The following is a 17,063-nucleotide window of genomic DNA, read 5'->3' as shown; positions in this document are numbered from 1 at the left end:
CTCAAATCAGGGCCGGATACAGGTTAATATGACCTGTCACACAAGGCTGCCATGCCGTTCAAACACACGCTTGATGCTTTACACTTGGCCATGGCGGCCTTAACTACACGAGACAACACGAAACCGGAGATATCCCTTTGACAGAACGTCGTTCCCGTCCAGCACTACGCAATGCCCCGCGCAAACAGCCGGTCGAGGCACCCGATCCGCGTATGCTTGCACTTAAAACATTGCAGGAATTGCGTGGCGGCGAAGTGACCCTGGACGAACTTCTGTCAAAGCATGGCTATGGCATGCCATCACTTGATCGCAATTTCCTGCGTCAGTTGCTTGGGACCACGCTGCGCCATCTGGGCGAAATCGATGCTGTTCTGGCCCCGCGCTATCAGCCGCCGCAAGACCGCGTTGCTGCGCGCCTGACCAACATCCTGCGTCTTGGTGTGGCACAGCTGTTCTTTATGGACACGTCTGATTACGGTGCGGTCGACAGTACGGTCAATCTGGCCCGTGATGCGGGACTGCACAAATACACCAAACTGATCAACGCAGTCCTGCGCGGATTGCAGCGTGACGGCTTTGAATGGCCCGAAGGTGTCGAAGACTGGCAACTTAACATCCCGGCATGGCTGCGCGGATCGTGGAAGAAAGCCTATGGCGCCGAAACCGCACAGGCCATTGCCGAGGCAAGCCTTGGCCACGCCATGCTCGACCTGTCGATCAAGGATCGCAGCACCTCTGCCGAGTGGGCCGAAAAGATGGATGGCCTTGTTCTTCCGACCGGTTCGGTCCGCCTTGAAAGCGGTCGTCGTATTCGCGACCTTCCGGGTTATCGCGATGGCGACTGGTGGGTGCAGGATGCCGCCGCTGCCATCCCGGCAACCCTGTTTTCGGCCTATAAGGGCAAGACGATCTATGATCTTTGCGCCGCACCGGGCGGCAAAACCATGCAGTTGGCATCGCTTGGTGCCAGTGCGATTGCGGTTGATAAATCCGAAGGCCGCCTGAAACGCGTTTTTGAAAATCTTGAACGCGTTGCATTGGGGGCGGCAGTTGTCACCGGGGATGCCACCGATCTGGCCCCCGACACCCCGCGTGCTGATGCAGTTCTTCTGGATGCGCCCTGTTCGGCAACCGGCACCATTCGCCGCCATCCTGATATTTTGTTGCGTCAGAATGACAAACTGATGCGCTCGCTTTTGCCAATTCAGACCAAACTGCTTAATCAGGCCGACAAGCTTCTGAATGTTGGTGGGGAGCTGATCTATTGTACCTGTTCGCTGCAACCCGAAGAAGGCGAACATCAGGTCAAATCATTCCTGGCCGATCATCCGAATTATGAACGCAAACCCATCACCGCCACGGAACTTGGCGGCTGGGACGAGGCCATCAACGATGCCGGGGAACTGCGTGTTCTGCCAATCCATATGCAGGATTTTGGCGGCATGGACGGCTTTTTCTGTGCCCGGCTTGTCAAAAAGGCCTGATTTCGAGTCAGAATAACCGCCAAACGCGCAAACAAGGCAGCCATGAGTCCCATTCGGGTGACAGGGCGTCCGATTTGGGTTATGAGAAGCCCGAATTTCCCATATCCCGCATTGCTTCAGGACCCGTGACGCATGACCACGTCGAATATCAAAATCGCACCTTCGATCCTTTCGGCCGATTTCGCCCAGTTGGGCGTTGATGTCCGCGCTGTTGACGCAGCTGGCGCCGACTATATCCACATTGATGTGATGGATGGCCATTATGTGCCCAACATCACCATCGGCCCGGACGTGGTCAAGGCACTGCGCCCGCATTCCGACAAGGTGTTTGACGTGCATCTGATGATTGCGCCGGTCGATCCCTATATCGAAGCCTTCGCCAATGCCGGTTCCGATATCATCACCATCCACGCCGAAGCAGGCCCGCACCTGCATCGTTCGCTTCAGCTGATCAAGTCACTGGGCAAAAAGGCCGGTGTGTCGCTGAACCCGTCGACGCCGGAAAGTGTCATTGAATATGTCATGGACATGGTTGATCTGGTTCTGGTCATGACCGTGAACCCGGGCTTTGGTGGTCAGAAATTCATTCCGAGCCAGCTTGAGAAAATCAAGCGCATCCGCAAGATGATCGACGCGACCGGGCGTGATATCGACCTTGAAGTCGATGGCGGTGTGAACCCGGAAATCGCCCCGCAGGTCATCGCTGCTGGTGCAAACGTTCTGGTCGCAGGATCGGCAACCTTCAAAGGCGGCCCGTCCGAATATGCCAACAACATCAAGGCAATCCGCGGCGCGTAAATCGTAGAACGCTGATCGCCTGAAATGACAAAAGGCCGGAGCATGATGCTCCGGCCTTTTTCATATCTTGATATGGACCATCGCCGATCAGAAATCGATACAGCGGCCCTTGTTTTCCCAATCGCCAAAGCGTGTTGGTTCCGGGCCTTTGGGACCACCGATTTCCCGGGCCTTGGCAGCGGCTTCCTTGAACGCCTTTGCTTCGGCCAGTGCATTGATCGCATCTTGCGACAATTGCGGGGCAACGTCGGCACCAGCGATCTCGCCTGCCTGATCTGCCGGATTGGCATCGGCTTGCGGTTCGGCCTTTTCTTTGGGCGCGACATTATGAATGACGGTCTCGCGGAACTTTCCGGCCATCCGGTTTCTCCTGCTTTGCACGCTTGCGCGCTCTTGAATTCACATTTGCCAAAGAAATAGCGTCATCAGTCCCGGCCCGCAAGCTTTGGTCCGGCGCATCCGAACCGCACAAAACGCATGGGATTTCAGTCCTTTGGAATCAAACACTGAATCGCGATCCGCGCTTTGGCAAAATTTTGGGGAAAACAGACTCTTTCCGTGGGAGCCCAAAGCCGCTATTTCAGGCAGACGAGCAAAACAAGGAGAAACCATGCGTCCAATTCCCCAGCGTATCGCCGAAGAACTTTCGGTTCGTCCGGAACAGGTCATTGCCACCATCGAGATGCTTAATGAAGGCTCGACCGTTCCGTTTATCGCCCGTTACCGCAAGGAAAAAACCGGCGGGCTTGATGATACTCAGTTGCGTACGCTGGAAGAACGTCTTCGCTATTTGACCGAGCTTGAAGAACGTCGCGCATCGGTTCTTGAAAGCATCCGCGAGCAGGAAAAACTGACCCCGGAACTGGAAGCCGCGATTAACGAGGCTGACACCAAGACCCGCCTTGAAGACCTTTATCTTCCATACAAGAAAAAGCGTCGGACCAAAGCCCAGATCGCCCGCGAAGCAGGTCTGGAACCGCTGGCCGACAGCCTGTTCAATGACCCGACCCTTGATCCGGAAACCGAGGCTGCGAAATTCGTCGATGCTGAAAAAGGCGTCGAAGATAGCAAAGCCGCCCTTGATGGTGCCCGTCAGATTCTGATGGAACGCTTTGCCGAGGATGCCGATCTGGTCGCCAAGCTGCGTAACCATCTGTGGAACGAAGGCGAAATCACCGCATCGGTCGTCGAAGGCAAACAGGCCGAGGGCGCAAAGTTTTCCGACTATTTCGAGCATTCCGAAAAAATCAAAACCTGCCCGTCGCACCGTGCGCTGGCCCTTTTCCGGGGTCGCAACGAAGATATCCTTCAGCTGAAACTGACCCTTGGCAAAGAGGATGAAGATCGTCCGCGCAGCCAGCCGGGCCGGGCCGAAATCATGATCGCTGCCCATGTCGGCATTGCCGATAAGGGCCGTGCGGCGGATAAGTGGCTGGTTGATACGGTGCGCTGGACCTGGCGTGTCAAATTGTCGCTGTCGATCGAGCTTGATCTGTTTGGCACCCTTCGCGATAGCGCCGAAGAAGGTGCGATCAAGGTCTTTGCCGACAACCTCAAGGACCTTCTTCTGGCGGCACCTGCGGGTCAGAAAGCCACCATGGGTCTTGATCCGGGCGTTCGCACCGGGGTTAAGGTTGCCGTTGTCGATGCCACCGGCAAGCTGGTGGATACCGCTACTGTCTATCCGTTCCAGCCGCGCAATGACGTCGAAGGTGCGATCAACACGATGGCGGCCCTTGCCGCGCGCCATCAGATCGAACTGATCGCCATTGGCAATGGTACGTTCTCGCGCGAGACCGATGAACTTGCCGGTCAGATGCTGAAACGTTTCCCGGCCCTTAAGGCCACCAAGGTCATCGTCAACGAGGCCGGGGCGTCGGTTTATTCCGCATCCCAGTTCGCCGCCGAAGAATTCCCTGATCTTGATGTGTCGCTACGTGGTGCGGCCTCGATTGCGCGCCGTTTGCAGGACCCGCTGGCCGAACTGGTCAAGATCGAACCGAAATCCATCGGTGTCGGTCAGTATCAGCACGATGTGTCTGAAACCAAACTGGCACGATCCCTTGATGCCGTGGTCGAGGATTGCGTGAACGGGGTTGGTGTTGACCTTAACACCGCATCCATCCCGCTTTTGACCCGCGTGGCGGGTCTGACCGAAACGCTGGCCCGCAATATTGTCGGCTATCGCGATTCAAACGGGGCGTTCCAGTCGCGTGCCGATCTAAAAAAGGTCGAACGTCTGGGGCCAAAGGCGTTTGAACAGTGCGCAGGCTTCTTGCGTATTCGCGGGGCACAGAACCCGCTTGATGCATCGGCCGTACACCCGGAAGCCTATCCGCTGGTCGAAAAGATCAGTGCCAAGGCATCCCGGCCGCTGGCAAGCCTGATTGGCGACTCGGCCTTTATCAAAACGCTGCGTCCCGAAGATTTCGCCGACGAGACTTTCGGTGTGCCAACCATCCGCGACATCATTGCCGAGCTTGATAAACCCGGTCGTGACCCGCGTCCGGAATTCAAGACCGCCAAATTCGCCGAGGGCGTAAATGAAATCAAGGATCTGCGCACCGGCATGAAGCTTGAAGGTACGGTGACCAACGTTACCAATTTTGGTGCCTTTGTTGATATCGGCGTGCATCAGGATGGCCTTGTCCATATCTCGCAGCTGGCCGATAAATTCGTCGATGACCCGCGTCAGGTGGTCAAGGCCGGTCAGATCGTTTCGGTCACCGTCATGGAAGTCGACGCACCGCGCAAACGTATCGGTCTTTCGATGAAATCGGCCCCGGATTACGAAGGCACGCGTGAACGCCGCAATGACACTGCCGGGGGTGCCCCGCGCGGTGGCCATGGTGGCGGACGCCCGCAACAATCATCGGGCCCGCGCAACAACACAGGCAATGCAAATCGCGGCAATGGCGGAAATTCCGGCGGTGATGCCGGAGGCGCGATGGCAGCTGCCCTTAAGGCCGCGATGGAACGTCGCAAATAACTGCAATCAACCATCGGGATGATCTTTCAAATGGCGGGATGGCCTGGGCTGTCTCGCCATTTTCATATTCAGGCACCAGGACCAACGGGATGAATTGACAGAAAGCGGATTAAAACCCATTTTGAGCACTCACCAAGGGGAGCCCCGTCAGGGGGCTGAGAAACTGCCGTGAGCCATCAGCGCAGTGACCCGTTGAACCTGATCCAGTTCATACTGGCGTAGGGACGGTGTGAACGCGATTTTCCGGCGTTCTCCATCTTTCCGACTTCGAACTGGGTCTCCAAACGCACTTGAATTTGCTGCATTGGAGCCTCGACATGACGACTGATCTTTCCTCAACCGCCACCGCCCTGTTTGAAAAGATGCGTGCGACCAATCCGCTGGTCCATTGCATCACCAACTATGTCGCAATGAACTATGCCGCCAATGTCCTGCTGGCAGCCGGTGCATCGCCCGCGATGGTGCATACCCCCGAAGAATCCGGTGAATTTGCCGCAATTGCCGGTGCATTGACGGTCAATATCGGCACCCTGTCACCCCACTGGGTCGAAGGCATGATTGCCGCGGCCCAATCCGCCAATGCGGCCGGAAAGCCCTGGGTGCTTGACCCGGTGGCGCATTTCGCGACCCGGTATCGCCGCGACGTTGTCGCAGAATTGCTGAAACTGAACCCGACCGTCATTCGCGGCAACGCGTCCGAAATCATCGCCCTTGCTGGCGGACAAAGTGCTGGACAGGGGGTCGATAGTGGCGATCCCGTTGAACAGGCCGAAGGCGCTGCACGCGCCCTTGCCACAGCACAGAAGGCCGTTGTCGCAGTAACCGGCGAGATCGATTTTGTCACCGATGGCACCCGTGCGGTTCGTATTGCCGGTGGTTCGCCGCTGATGCCGAAAATCACCGCCATGGGCTGTGCGTTGACCGGACTTGTTGGGGCCTATGTCGCAATTGCCAAAGATCAGGCGTTTGAGGCCACTATTGCCGCCCTGACCAATTTTGCCGTTGCCGGAAGCTTTGCCTCACAATCCGCAAACGGCCCGGCATCTTTCATGACGGCCTTTGTTGACGGGCTTCATAGTCTTGACGCCACAACCTTTAACGACACTGCACGCATTGAGGCCCTATGAAATCCTTTGATCTGTCGCTTTATCTGGTGCTTGATCCCGATCTGTGCCGCACCCATTCGATGGTTGAAACCACCATGGCGGCCATCGCGGGCGGTGCAACCATCGTTCAGCTTCGCGATAAAAAGGCCGGGACCGAGGGGCTTATTCGCATTGGCCGGGAACTGATCAAAGCCATGGCTGGCACCGGAGTCCCGCTTATCGTCAATGACGATATCGAAGCCGCAATTGCGATTGGCGCAGACGGGCTGCATGTCGGTCAGGATGATTTGCCATCACAAATGGCCCGTGAACGACTGGGACGTGACAAGATCATCGGCCTTTCGATCGAGGATGAAACGGTCGCACGCAAGGTCGACCCGGGCATTGTCGACTATGTCGGCATCGGCCCGGTCTTTGCCACATCAACCAAACCCGACCATAAACCCGCCATCGGATTTGATGGTCTGGCCGATCTGGTAAAGATCGCCGGTCTGCCTTCTGTTGCGATTGGCGGCCTGAAAAAAAATCATGTCGAACCGGTCTTTGGCGCCGGGGCCAATGGCATTGCGGTTGTATCGGCCATTTGCGGCCAACCCGACCCCGAAGGTGCTACCCGTGCCATCGCCGATGCGATTGCAGCACTGAAATAGCCCATCGATATCAATATCCTAAAGACAGGGTCGCGATTGCGCCGACGATCCTGAACGCTTTCACCCCCTGCCCGATCACCCCGTCTGGCAGGGGGTGATTTTGGGGTACGCGCATGGCTGCCCCTCGCGACTTGCACGAAACCGCACGGAAATGCCTCAATTGCGCCGCTAATTCTCCGGCTTCGGGGTGCATCTTGGTTTCATGAGAACGATGCACACAAGCGCGAGGGATGTCATGTTGAAATCTATGCGCAGCAAAAAGCCGGTTGCGATTGCCCTGATCTGTATCCTGACAGGAACAACAGCCGCTGTGGCTGCAATCCGGATTGCGCCGAAACCGACAACTGATAGCGTTACAATCAATTCTGAAAAACCGGCCGGTGAAGTCATCCTGACCCATCAGGACGGGACAATCGCGCTTGATCGGGACTGCCATACCTTTCCATGCAAGCTTGATATCTCGTCGCTGCCAACCGGCGAATATGCCGTCATGATTCGCAATGGCACCGATATCGAGCATCGCAATGCACTTTATAAGGAATAGGATGTCACGCCTTAACGGCGTAACCGGGCCCATGTGACTCGACACCCGAAATTTTTCGACAAATACCCGGAACGTTTCGGTCGCCCGACTGTTTAGCCTTCAGAAGGCGCAACACCATAGCCCTGCTTCTGCGACCTTGTTCCGTGTAATTACCCCTCAGTTTCCCTGCAATTTCCAAGGGGTGCATTGCATAAACGGCCCATCGACCTAGATAAAGGCCCAGAGGCATCCTCCCTGCCCGGGGAAATGATCCCTGCAACAAAGGTTTCCAACAGGTTGCACGGGATTTTCACTTTCACCCAAGGTGCAAAAAGGGATATGTTGCGTTACCGCACAGACCAATAATGAAAGTCGAGGAACTGTATCATGGCATTTGAACTCCCAGCACTTCCGTATGCATATGACGCGCTTGCACCGGTCATGTCGTCTGAAACCCTTGAGTTTCACCATGACAAGCACCACAACGCATACGTTGTGAACGGCAACAAGCTGCTCGAAGGTTCGGGCCTTGAAGGCAAGTCGCTCGAAGAAGTCGTTGTTGCATCCTATGGCGACGCTTCCAAAGCAGGCCTGTTCAACAACGCTGCCCAGCACTGGAACCATATCGAGTTCTGGCAGATGATGAAGAAAAACGGCGGCGGTAACATTCCGGGCGAACTGGAAAAGAAAATCGTCGAAGATTTCGGCTCTGTTGATGCCTTCAAGGAAGCCTTCATTCAGGCTGGCGTTACCCAGTTCGGTTCGGGCTGGTGCTGGCTGGCAATGGACAAGTCGGGCAAACTGGTTGTGACCAAAACCCCGAACGCGGAAAACCCGCTGGTTCATGGTCAGACCCCGCTGCTCGGTTGTGATGTTTGGGAACATTCCTACTACATCGATTACCGCAACGCGCGTCCGGACTATGTCAAAGCCTTCCTCGACAGCCTGGTTAACTGGGAATATGTCGCAGAGCGCTTCTCCAAAGCTGGCTAATCAGCCCCCGCTTTGAGACAGAATTAAAGAAAACGGCTCCTTCGGGGGCCGTTTTTTTTCACCAGTTAGAGCATCCACCCCAAACGTGACCGACGAAAATACCCTGAACTGTAAATAAGGACAGCCGTTGAAACGGCATAAACCTTAAACCCGGATTATCCGGGAAGGAGTCCTTAAAAATGAAAGGCAACAAAAACGGATTTTGGCAAACAATCCTCTGGCTGACACGAACCGCTATCCGAGCATTCAAGTATTTTCACCTTGCCGACAGTCTGGTCGATTTCTATTGGCGAGAATTGCTGATGTTACTGATCGATTGCATACTGTAAGCAATCGGCGGATTACAAAGAAACCCCGCCGGTGAACCGACGGGGTTTGAAGCGAACTTGATCAAACGCGTGATCAGATGTCGAATTTTATGCCCTGAGCCAGCGGCAGCTCTCGGGAATAGTTGATCGTGTTGGTTGCACGGCGCATATAGCCTTTCCAGGCGTCCGAACCGGATTCACGACCGCCACCGGTTTCTTTCTCGCCGCCGAACGCGCCGCCGATTTCTGCACCCGACGGGCCGATATTGACGTTGGCAATGCCACAATCGGAACCAACAGCCGACAGGAACAGTTCGGTTTCACGCACATCGGTCGAGAAGATGCAAGATGACAGACCCTGTGGCACACCGTTCTGAAGCGCAATGGCTTCTTCAAGGGTTTCATAGGTCATGACATACAGGATCGGTGCAAAGGTCTCGTTGCGAACGGTCTCGGTCTGAGCCGGCATTTCAACCACAGACGGGCTGACATAGAAGGCGTTCGGATATTCGGATTCCAGCACGCGTTCGCCACCATGAACAACGCCACCGTCTTTCTTGGCATTGGCAAGGGCAGTCTGCATGTTGTTGAAGCTGTCTTCATCGATCAGCGGACCAACAAGGGTGCCATCGGCAAGCGGATCACCGATTTTGACCGACTTGTAGGCAGCAACGATTTTCGGAAGCAGCTGATCCTTGATGTCCTTGTGAACGATCAGACGACGAAGCGAGGTGCAACGCTGACCACAGGTACCAACAGCGGAGAACACAACCGCGCGAACGGTCATATCAAGATCGGCCGACGGGGTTACGATCATGGCGTTGTTGCCGCCAAGTTCCAGAATGGTGCGGCCAAAACGTTCGGCAACACGCGGGGCAACTTCGCGGCCCATGCGGGTCGAACCGGTTGCCGAAACCAGTGCCACGTCGTGGCTGTCGGTCATGGCTTCGCCGATCTTGCGATCACCGATGACGATCTGATGCAGGCCTTCTGGCGCATCACCGAATTTCGCCAGTGCCTTTTCAAAGATTTTCTGGCAGGCAAGGGCGGTCAGCGGGGTCTTTTCCGACGGTTTCCAGATCACGGCGTTACCGCAAACCAGCGCAAGCGCGGTGTTCCAGGACCAGACCGCAACCGGGAAGTTGAACGCCGAAATCACGCCAACGACACCCAGCGGATGCCAGGTTTCCATCATCTTGTGGCCCGGACGTTCGGATGCGATGGTCAGACCATAAAGCTGACGCGACAGACCGACTGCGAAATCGCAGATATCAATCATTTCCTGAACTTCGCCGAGACCTTCCTGATAGATCTTGCCGCATTCAAGCGACACCAGACGGCCCAGCGGTTCCTTGGCAGCGCGCAGTTCTTCACCCAGAAGACGGGCCAGTTCACCGCGACGCGGACCCGGAACCTGACGCCATGCACCGAATGCCTTTTTGGCATTGCTGATGATGTCGGTCATCTCCGCCGGATCGGTTTCAGCAACAACCGCAATCTCGGACCCGTCAACCGGGGTCTGAACCTTAAGGGTGCCATTGGCGATCTCGGCGTCAGTCAGACCAAGCTCGGTCAGGATGGATTTGAAACTCACAGTAAAACTCCCTTCTTTTTAAACTTTCCGGTGATCACCACCGGCCATTCCGTTTGATATCGTTCCGCGATCTATGTGACTTGCGCCACCTTGGGCAGAAGCTTGGCAATGATGGCAAAGGCCTCATCAACCTGATCGAACGGAATGGTCAAAGGTGCCAGCAGGCGCACCACATTGGCGTGTTCACCACTTGGCATTAACAATAGCCCGCTTTCACGCGCCAGTTGCAACAGGCTTTGCAGACGATTGGGCGACGGTTTGCCGTCATCTGCAATCATCTCGAAGGCGCGCATTGCGCCAATTCCGCGCATATTGCCGATCACATGCCCGCCGGGCAGATCGCGCAACCATGCGATATGGGTCGCGTATTTTTCGCCAAGCTGCTTGGCACGACCCAGAATGTTTTCAGCTTCGAGCACCTCGAACACACCGGTTGCCGCCGCACAGGCAACCGGGTTGCCCGAATAGGTCCCGCCAAGACCGCCCGGTGCAAGTGCGTTCATCACATCCTCGGCCCCGGTGATCGCCGCCAGCGGGAAACCACCGCCAATCCCCTTGCCCATGACAAGGATATCGGGGGCCACACCGGCATGCTCGATGGCAAACATCTTGCCCGAGCGCGCAAACCCAGACTGGATTTCATCGGCAATCAGAACCATGCCGTTTTCATCACACAGACGACGCAACGCCACAAGGAATTCGCCGTCACAGGCGCGGAAACCGCCCTCACCCTGAACCGGTTCGATGACGATGGCCCCGACCGATTTCGGATCGGCAGAAACCGCAAACAGTTTGGCGATGGCATTCATCGCATCCTCAACCGATACACCGGTTTCCGGGCAAGGATATGGCAGATGCCAGACCGGCCCCGGAAGCGGCCCAAGACCGGTTTTATAGGGCTTTGTCTTGCCGGTCAGTGCAAGGGTCGCAAGGGTTCTGCCATGAAACGCCCCTTCAAAGGCGATCACCCCGGTCCGGCCGGTAAAGGCACGGGCCAGTTTCAGGGCGTTTTCCATGGCCTCGGCCCCGGAATTGGTCAGCATCGACTTTGCCGGGCCTTCAATCGGGCAGTTTTTCGCCAGCCAGTCGGTGACCGCGACATAGGGTTCATGGGGCAGCGCGTTAAAGCAGCTATGGGTAAAACGGTCGCACTGGGCGATCACACGATCCATCACAACCGGGTTGCGATGGCCGACAGTCAAAACACCGATCCCGCCAACGAAATCGATATAGCGATTGCCTTCGCTATCCCAGGCTTCAGCATTCAGTGCGCAGTCAAGATAGACAGGATGCACATTACGCACCCCGCTCGAAACCGAGACGGTCTGACGATCACGAATGGAAGCGCCAAGAGTTCCAGCAGTTTTGTTAGCATCATCACGGGGCATTGGGGCCTGCTCCGACCATTGGTTTAAGTATCTGATTTCGCATATTCGTTACGAAATCGAATTAAATAACGTTAAGTTCGAGAACCGGGGCATTATCCCGGATACGCTCATAGCCGAAGACCGACAGATCAAGGGTCTGATAGCCGCCCGTGGTGACGAGCTCGGCAATCCCGCGACCAACCGCCGGGCTTTGCTGCAACCCGTGGCCCGAGAAACCATTGGCAAAGACAAAGTTCTTCACATCGGTATGACGGCCAAGGATCGCGTTCTGATCAAGCAGGTTATAGGAATAGTGACCGGCCCAGGCATTGACGACCTTGATCGCCTCAAACCGTTCACAACGCTCATACAGGCCCGGCCAGATGATGTCGTCAAACAGGCTGTGATCGACTTCGAAATCCCAGCATTCCGGATCACGATCCTTGGGCGGGGCGATCCCGGTGATGAAAAACTCACCTTCAGGACGGACATAAAGCCCGCTCGGATCGATCAGCATCGGACAGGTCGCGGTAATGTCGGCAGCATCGCGGCAGTTAAATACGAAAATGCAGCGTTTGCGCGGTTCGACCGGAATTTCAAGACCAGCCATTTTTGCAACCCTGGACCCGCCGGTTCCGGCCGCATTGATCAGGGTGCCACAGCCAAACCGACGCCCGTCTTTCAGGACAACACCGGTAATCTGATCGCCTTCGCGGGTGACTTCAACGACTTCGCCGTCGATATATTCGGCACCGCGACTGCGGGCCTGTTTGCGGAAAGACTGCATCAGGGAATAGGCATCAAACCAGCCTTCGCCCGTGCGGCCCCAGCAGCCAGCCGACAGATCGGATGTATTCATCCACGGATATTTGGCGGCCAGTTCATCGGGTTCCATCCAGACGATATCAGCACCAAATTCGGTCTGGGTCGCGTGGTTCTGCTTGAGGATGTCACGGCCCTGATCGGTTGCCAGAATAAGATAGCCCTTTTCATGCAGGGCAATGTCGACTTCGGGATCAAGGTCGCGCTTCAGATTGCGCAAGAACTCGATGCCATAAGCCGACATTTCGATATTGACCGGGGTCGAAAATTGCTGACGGATCGACGCCGCCGAAAGGGTCGTCGAACAGAATTCGTAATTGGGATCTTTTTCGATCACCAGAACCCGGCCCTTGAAATCATCCCGGCCGGTCAAATGCCATGCGATGGAGCTGCCAATAACCGCACCACCGACAATGATCACATCATAATTTGCGTCAACAGAACCCATTCTCGCCTTCTACCCGATAAATTGTTGAAGCCTTCCGGCCACTTTCATCCCGGACATTTTATGGTTGGTGCGCTGGATGCAATCCCTGTCCGGAACGGGGAGACATCCTTCCGAAACATTACAAACTGATCACATTCCAGCGCGATGGCCCTTGGCCTGAACGCTTCATATGGTGGCGCGAGGAGGCTTGGAACCGTTTAAAACGTTACGCCTTGGCTGAACAGCAAACAAACGATATATTCGCACCATATCATTCCATTTTGTTATGAACCGGAATTTCCATGCGCCGCTTCCTGCCATCCCTGACTGCCTTGCAATTCTTTGAAAGTTCGGCCCGTCATCTATCCTTTACCCGGGCAGCCGAGGAACTTAACGTCACGCAAAGCGCGATCAGCCGTCAGATCAGAACGCTTGAGGAATATCTGGGACGCGATCTGTTTCGCCGGGTCAAAAAGCGCCTGAAACTGACTGCTGCGGGCGAAGCCTATGCCGCACAGGTGCGCGATCTTTTGGACCGGGCAGAGGCCGCAACGCTTCAGGTCATGGCCTATTCCGATGCGGGCGGGATGCTCAATGTCGGGACGTTGCCAACATTTGGTGCGCGCTGGCTTGTGCCACGTCTTGGCGATTTCAAGGCAACCTGGCCGGATATCCAGCTTAATCTGATCACCCAGACGCGCGAGTTCAATTTCGACCGCGAAGGCATCGATATCGCGATCCATTTCGGCGATGACAATCTGCCCGGATGCGTGTTTCACCGCCTGATGGGTGAAACCCTGATTGCGGTTTGCGCGCCCAAACTGCTTAAGGAAAATGATGATCTGCCGATTGCGCGCGAACGCGTGCGCAACTGCACGCTTTTGCAACATTCCACCCGTCCACGCGCCTGGCAGGACTGGCTGGCAGCAACCGGCGTTGCCGTGGTCGACGAGCTTGCCGGACCAAGGTTTGAACATTTCCACATGGTCATTCAGGCCGCCGTCGCCGGGCTTGGATTGGCGCTATTGCCGGAATTTCTGGTGCGCGAAGAGCTTGAAAACGGGCGGCTCGTTGCCCCCTTTGATGTCTCGATCCCCAATCATCACGCCTATTACGTTGTCTATCCCAAGGAAAAGGAAAACAACTTTGCCGTCCGCGCCTTTCGCGACTGGCTGGTTGCGACCTGCAAGGCCGAACAGGAAGAACGCGGATCATCATCAGGCAACGCCGCCTGATCAGACCGCCTGACTGACCAGAACATGTCCGCCCTTGGGATCATCAATCGCGCGGATCGGACTTTTGAACACCGCTGACAGCAAGTCGGGCTGCATGACGTCTGCAACTTCTCCCTGTGCCACGATCTCGCCGGACTGCAAAACAGCGACCCGGTCGGCATAGGCCGTGACCTGATTGAAATCATGCAGGATCATCAAGACCCCGACATTGTTGTCGTGGGCTTCACGTCGTGCAACAGCCAGCAATGCGTGTTGATGGGAAACATCAAGCCCCGCTGTGGGCTCATCAAGCAAAAGGAACCGGTCAGAACCACACTGCGGGTCATGCACGGCATCTGATGTCACATCAAATCCACCCATTCCCCAGATTTGCACCAGGGCACGGGCCAGATGGACCCGCTGTTTTTCCCCGCCGGACAAGGCCGGATAGGGCCGATCTGCAAGATGATTGATATCGGCAACAGCAATCGCACCGGCCACCAGTTTCTGATCAAGCTGGCGCGTCGAGATTTTCCGAAACGGCGCACGGCCCAAGGCAACCACATCACGCACACCGAACGGGAATGTCATTGAGGCGGCTTGCGGCATTACCGCCCGCCTTTGCGCAAGGTTCAGGGCCGACAAGCTGGATATATCCTGCCCATTTTGCATGACGCACCCTTTGGCTGGTTGGTATTCACCTGCCAGCACACGCAGCAATGTGGATTTCCCGGCACCATTGGGGCCCAGAATTGCCAATACTTCCCCCGGCGCCAAAGCCAGCGAAATATCACGCAGCAAATGGCGGCCACGCGCCACAAAGCTCACGTCCTTTGCCATCAGGCTCATAATCTGCGCCTTTTCTTTTCACGCATCAGCAATCCAAGGAAGAACGGCCCGCCAACGATCCCCGTTACCAGACCAATCGGCAATTCTGCCGGCAATACAATGATACGGGCCACAGCATCCGCCCCGGTCAGCATGATCGCCCCGCAAATTGCAGATGCAGGCAACACATACCGGTTATCCGGCCCGGTCACCAGCCGCACCAGATGCGGGGCCACCAACCCGACAAACCCGATAATGCCTGACACAGCAACCGCTGCACCCACAACCAATGCCGTGGCAACGGTTGCCCGGCGTTTAAGATGTTCGACCTCGACACCAAGATGGCGTGCCTCGGCCTCGCCCAGCAAAAACAGATTAAGCGGTGTTCCCAGCGTCAGCAAATAGACGATGCCCAGGGTCATAATGATCATGGCGGGCATATCGGTCGGGCCGTTTCCGGCAAGCGCCCCCATCTGCCAGAATGTCAGACTGCGCAACTGCGCATCATCGGCCATATAGGTAAAGACACCAACACCGGCAAATGCCATGGCATTGATCGCCACCCCGATCAGCAACATGATTGCGGCATCGGTTTGTCCATCCTGGCGGGACAGAACCCGAATAACCGCCGTTGCAATGACCGCACCGCCAAATGCGGCAACCGGCACACCATAAGGCCCGATCACCGTATAGAAACTGCCCAAAATGATGTGACCGGCAACAATCATGGCCACCGCCCCCAGAGCAGCGCTGGCAGACACCCCAATGATACCCGGATCGGCAATGGGATTGCGAAACAGGCTTTGCATCACCGCCCCGGCAAGACCAAGCCCGCCGCCAATCACAATGGCCCGCAGAATACGGGGCAAGCGCAAGGTATCAAGAACACGGGCATCAAATGCATCAATACCAATGCCGGAAATACCGATACGATGGGCCAGATGCGCAAGCACATCGCCCGACGCGATCGGCGCACCACCAATCCCGAGTGAAATCAGGACCGCACTTGCCAGCACCAACATCATGAGGACAAGAACCACCACAGGTCGACGAACCGGCCCGAACTGCCGCAGCGATGATGCCATCAGCTTCACCGTTTTCATCGACCTTGTTCTTGCTTGTGCAGAAATGCCGCCACATCGCGGATTTCAGACGCGGATTCCGGCCCGAACCCAAGTATCGTTGACGATGAAACTGTCAGAACCCTGCCATTTGCCACGGCCTTGTTCAGCCCCAGAACCGGATCGGTTTTAAGGCCTTCGAAGCCGCCATATTGATCAACGGTCGATTGCGGCAGCAATACATAATCAGACTGATCTGCGGCGATGACTTCGGCTGATACCGGTTTGAAGCCGTCAAATTCTGCCATCGGATTTCGACCGCCAACCAGATCAATGATTTCTGCAGCTGTCGTATGGTTCCCGGCCGAAAGCGGCTTACCATGACCAACCGCCATCAGGAATATGATACTTGGGCGGTTCGGCTCGACTACGGCCCCCAGATCGGCAATATCGGCACGAATCTTTTGTGTAAGTGTTTGCGCCTCGACAACACGCCCCAGCGCCGCGCCCGCAATGGCAATCGCATCGGGCAGATTTTTCATCTCGTCGAGTGATGGCAGTTTGACAATCGGTATCCCCAGATCGCCCAGTTCCTGCAACACATTTTCCGGACCTGATTTCTCGACTGCGACAATCAGATCGGGCTTCAGGCTGATGATCCCCTCGGACGCCAGTTGGCGCATATAACCAACCTTTGGCAGGGCTTCGACCACCTCCGGTCGGGTACTGGTGGTATCGGTCGCAATAACGCTGTCACCGGCACCAAGCGCAAAGACAATTTCGGTCGCCGGGGCCCCGACCGTGATTACACGGCCGGGACGCTCGGTGCCATGGGCATTCGCACCAAGCATGGCGAAGCTGAAAATGGCACATAGAATTGTGGTAAAGCTGCGCATCAT

At 56.1% G+C, this 17,063-nt stretch carries 15 protein-coding genes and 1 riboswitch; of the genes, 8 read left to right on the top strand and 7 right to left on the bottom strand.

Translation table 11 applies throughout. From position 1 onward, the window contains the following. The first annotated feature begins 137 nt into the window (after positions 1-137). On the top strand, positions 138-1,484 hold the full coding sequence (locus tag TH30_RS02775; RefSeq protein ID WP_114096540.1) for an RsmB/NOP family class I SAM-dependent RNA methyltransferase: 1,347 nt from the start codon (positions 138-140) through the stop codon (positions 1,482-1,484). Positions 1,485-1,616: 132 nt separating this feature from the next. After that, positions 1,617-2,282, top strand: a complete 666-nt coding sequence (gene rpe, locus TH30_RS02770; protein ID WP_114096539.1) for a ribulose-phosphate 3-epimerase — start codon at positions 1,617-1,619, stop codon at positions 2,280-2,282. A gap of 87 nt (positions 2,283-2,369) precedes the next feature. Here the strand turns inward: rpe and TH30_RS02765 are convergent, their stop codons facing one another. Next, positions 2,370-2,642, bottom strand: a complete 273-nt coding sequence (locus TH30_RS02765) for a DUF1674 domain-containing protein (protein ID WP_114096538.1) — start codon at positions 2,640-2,642, stop codon at positions 2,370-2,372. A 250-nt stretch (positions 2,643-2,892) separates the two neighbouring features. Between TH30_RS02765 and TH30_RS02760 the strand changes: the two genes are divergently transcribed. From TH30_RS02760 to TH30_RS02740, 5 genes are all read left to right on the top strand, one after another. Beyond that, positions 2,893-5,271 carry a Tex family protein gene (locus TH30_RS02760; RefSeq protein WP_114096537.1) on the top strand — a complete coding sequence of 793 codons (2,379 nt, stop codon included), beginning with the start codon at positions 2,893-2,895 and terminating at the stop codon, positions 5,269-5,271. Between the two features lie 125 nt (positions 5,272-5,396). Beyond that, a riboswitch (TPP riboswitch) is annotated at positions 5,397-5,513 on the top strand. 75 nt (positions 5,514-5,588) lie between these two features. After that, positions 5,589-6,398 (top strand): hydroxyethylthiazole kinase, encoded by an 810-nt coding sequence (thiM, locus tag TH30_RS02755; protein ID WP_114096536.1) that lies wholly within the window; start codon positions 5,589-5,591, stop codon positions 6,396-6,398. Further along, complete coding sequence (gene thiE, locus TH30_RS02750) at positions 6,395-7,027, top strand: thiamine phosphate synthase (RefSeq protein ID WP_114096535.1); 633 nt, start codon at positions 6,395-6,397, stop codon at positions 7,025-7,027. Before thiM ends, thiE begins: the two co-directional genes overlap by 4 nt. 235 nt (positions 7,028-7,262) lie before the next feature. Next, positions 7,263-7,571 carry a hypothetical protein gene (locus TH30_RS02745; protein ID WP_258548584.1) on the top strand — a complete coding sequence of 103 codons (309 nt, stop codon included), beginning with the start codon at positions 7,263-7,265 and terminating at the stop codon, positions 7,569-7,571. A 366-nt stretch (positions 7,572-7,937) separates the two neighbouring features. Then, positions 7,938-8,543, top strand: coding sequence for a superoxide dismutase (locus TH30_RS02740; protein WP_114096533.1), 606 nt, complete (start codon positions 7,938-7,940; stop codon positions 8,541-8,543). Between the two features lie 402 nt (positions 8,544-8,945). Here the strand turns inward: TH30_RS02740 and amaB are convergent, their stop codons facing one another. The 3 genes from amaB to TH30_RS02725 all read right to left on the bottom strand — a co-directional run bounded on the left by amaB (position 8,946) and on the right by TH30_RS02725 (position 13,082). Next, positions 8,946-10,445 (bottom strand): L-piperidine-6-carboxylate dehydrogenase, encoded by a 1,500-nt coding sequence (gene amaB, locus TH30_RS02735; protein ID WP_181850138.1) that lies wholly within the window; start codon positions 10,443-10,445, stop codon positions 8,946-8,948. A gap of 71 nt (positions 10,446-10,516) precedes the next feature. Continuing rightward, complete coding sequence (locus TH30_RS02730; protein WP_114096532.1) at positions 10,517-11,833, bottom strand: aspartate aminotransferase family protein; 1,317 nt, start codon at positions 11,831-11,833, stop codon at positions 10,517-10,519. Between the two features lie 61 nt (positions 11,834-11,894). Continuing rightward, entirely contained in the window at positions 11,895-13,082 is a 1,188-nt protein-coding gene (locus TH30_RS02725) for an NAD(P)/FAD-dependent oxidoreductase (protein WP_114096531.1), read from the bottom strand. A 281-nt stretch (positions 13,083-13,363) separates the two neighbouring features. Here TH30_RS02725 and gcvA point away from each other — a divergent pair, with 281 nt between their 5' ends. Next, on the top strand, positions 13,364-14,296 hold the full coding sequence (gcvA, locus tag TH30_RS02720) for a transcriptional regulator GcvA (protein WP_114096530.1): 933 nt from the start codon (positions 13,364-13,366) through the stop codon (positions 14,294-14,296). On the opposite strand, the gene TH30_RS02715 is transcribed toward gcvA, so the two are convergent. Genes TH30_RS02715 through TH30_RS02705 form a run of 3 tightly spaced genes read right to left on the bottom strand, consistent with a single transcriptional unit; the run spans position 14,297 to position 17,060 of the window. After that, positions 14,297-15,124, bottom strand: a complete 828-nt coding sequence (locus TH30_RS02715) for a heme ABC transporter ATP-binding protein (RefSeq protein ID WP_114096529.1) — start codon at positions 15,122-15,124, stop codon at positions 14,297-14,299. It abuts the gene before it with no gap. Next, a complete protein-coding gene (locus TH30_RS02710; RefSeq protein ID WP_258548583.1) occupies positions 15,121-16,206 on the bottom strand; it encodes a FecCD family ABC transporter permease in 1,086 nt (361 codons plus the stop codon). Before TH30_RS02710 ends, TH30_RS02715 begins: the two co-directional genes overlap by 4 nt. Then, positions 16,203-17,060, bottom strand: a complete 858-nt coding sequence (locus tag TH30_RS02705; protein ID WP_181850137.1) for a heme/hemin ABC transporter substrate-binding protein — start codon at positions 17,058-17,060, stop codon at positions 16,203-16,205. Before TH30_RS02705 ends, TH30_RS02710 begins: the two co-directional genes overlap by 4 nt. Between the last annotated feature and the right edge of the window lie 3 nt (positions 17,061-17,063).

Origin of the sequence: Thalassospira profundimaris, from assembly GCF_003326795.1 — a bacterium.
Classification (GTDB): Bacteria; Pseudomonadota; Alphaproteobacteria; order Rhodospirillales; family Thalassospiraceae; genus Thalassospira; species Thalassospira profundimaris_C.
This window is presented reverse-complemented; position numbering and strand designations above follow the sequence as displayed.

What these genes read in the sequence shown, in the direction of transcription:
- rpe (WP_114096539.1), top strand. Translation starts at nt 1,617, where the DNA reads ATGACCACGTCGAATATCAAAATCGCACCTTCGATCCTTTCGGCCGAT.
- TH30_RS02765 (WP_114096538.1), bottom strand. Translation starts at nt 2,642, where the DNA reads ATGGCCGGAAAGTTCCGCGAGACCGTCATTCATAATGTCGCGCCCAAA.
- TH30_RS02760 (WP_114096537.1), top strand. Translation starts at nt 2,893, where the DNA reads ATGCGTCCAATTCCCCAGCGTATCGCCGAAGAACTTTCGGTTCGTCCG.
- thiM (WP_114096536.1), top strand. Translation starts at nt 5,589, where the DNA reads ATGACGACTGATCTTTCCTCAACCGCCACCGCCCTGTTTGAAAAGATG.
- thiE (WP_114096535.1), top strand. Translation starts at nt 6,395, where the DNA reads ATGAAATCCTTTGATCTGTCGCTTTATCTGGTGCTTGATCCCGATCTG.
- TH30_RS02745 (WP_258548584.1), top strand. Translation starts at nt 7,263, where the DNA reads ATGTTGAAATCTATGCGCAGCAAAAAGCCGGTTGCGATTGCCCTGATC.
- TH30_RS02740 (WP_114096533.1), top strand. Translation starts at nt 7,938, where the DNA reads ATGGCATTTGAACTCCCAGCACTTCCGTATGCATATGACGCGCTTGCA.
- TH30_RS02730 (WP_114096532.1), bottom strand. Translation starts at nt 11,833, where the DNA reads ATGCCCCGTGATGATGCTAACAAAACTGCTGGAACTCTTGGCGCTTCC.
- TH30_RS02725 (WP_114096531.1), bottom strand. Translation starts at nt 13,082, where the DNA reads ATGGGTTCTGTTGACGCAAATTATGATGTGATCATTGTCGGTGGTGCG.
- gcvA (WP_114096530.1), top strand. Translation starts at nt 13,364, where the DNA reads ATGCGCCGCTTCCTGCCATCCCTGACTGCCTTGCAATTCTTTGAAAGT.
- TH30_RS02715 (WP_114096529.1), bottom strand. Translation starts at nt 15,124, where the DNA reads ATGAGCCTGATGGCAAAGGACGTGAGCTTTGTGGCGCGTGGCCGCCAT.
- TH30_RS02710 (WP_258548583.1), bottom strand. Translation starts at nt 16,206, where the DNA reads ATGAAAACGGTGAAGCTGATGGCATCATCGCTGCGGCAGTTCGGGCCG.
- TH30_RS02705 (WP_181850137.1), bottom strand. Translation starts at nt 17,060, where the DNA reads ATGCGCAGCTTTACCACAATTCTATGTGCCATTTTCAGCTTCGCCATG.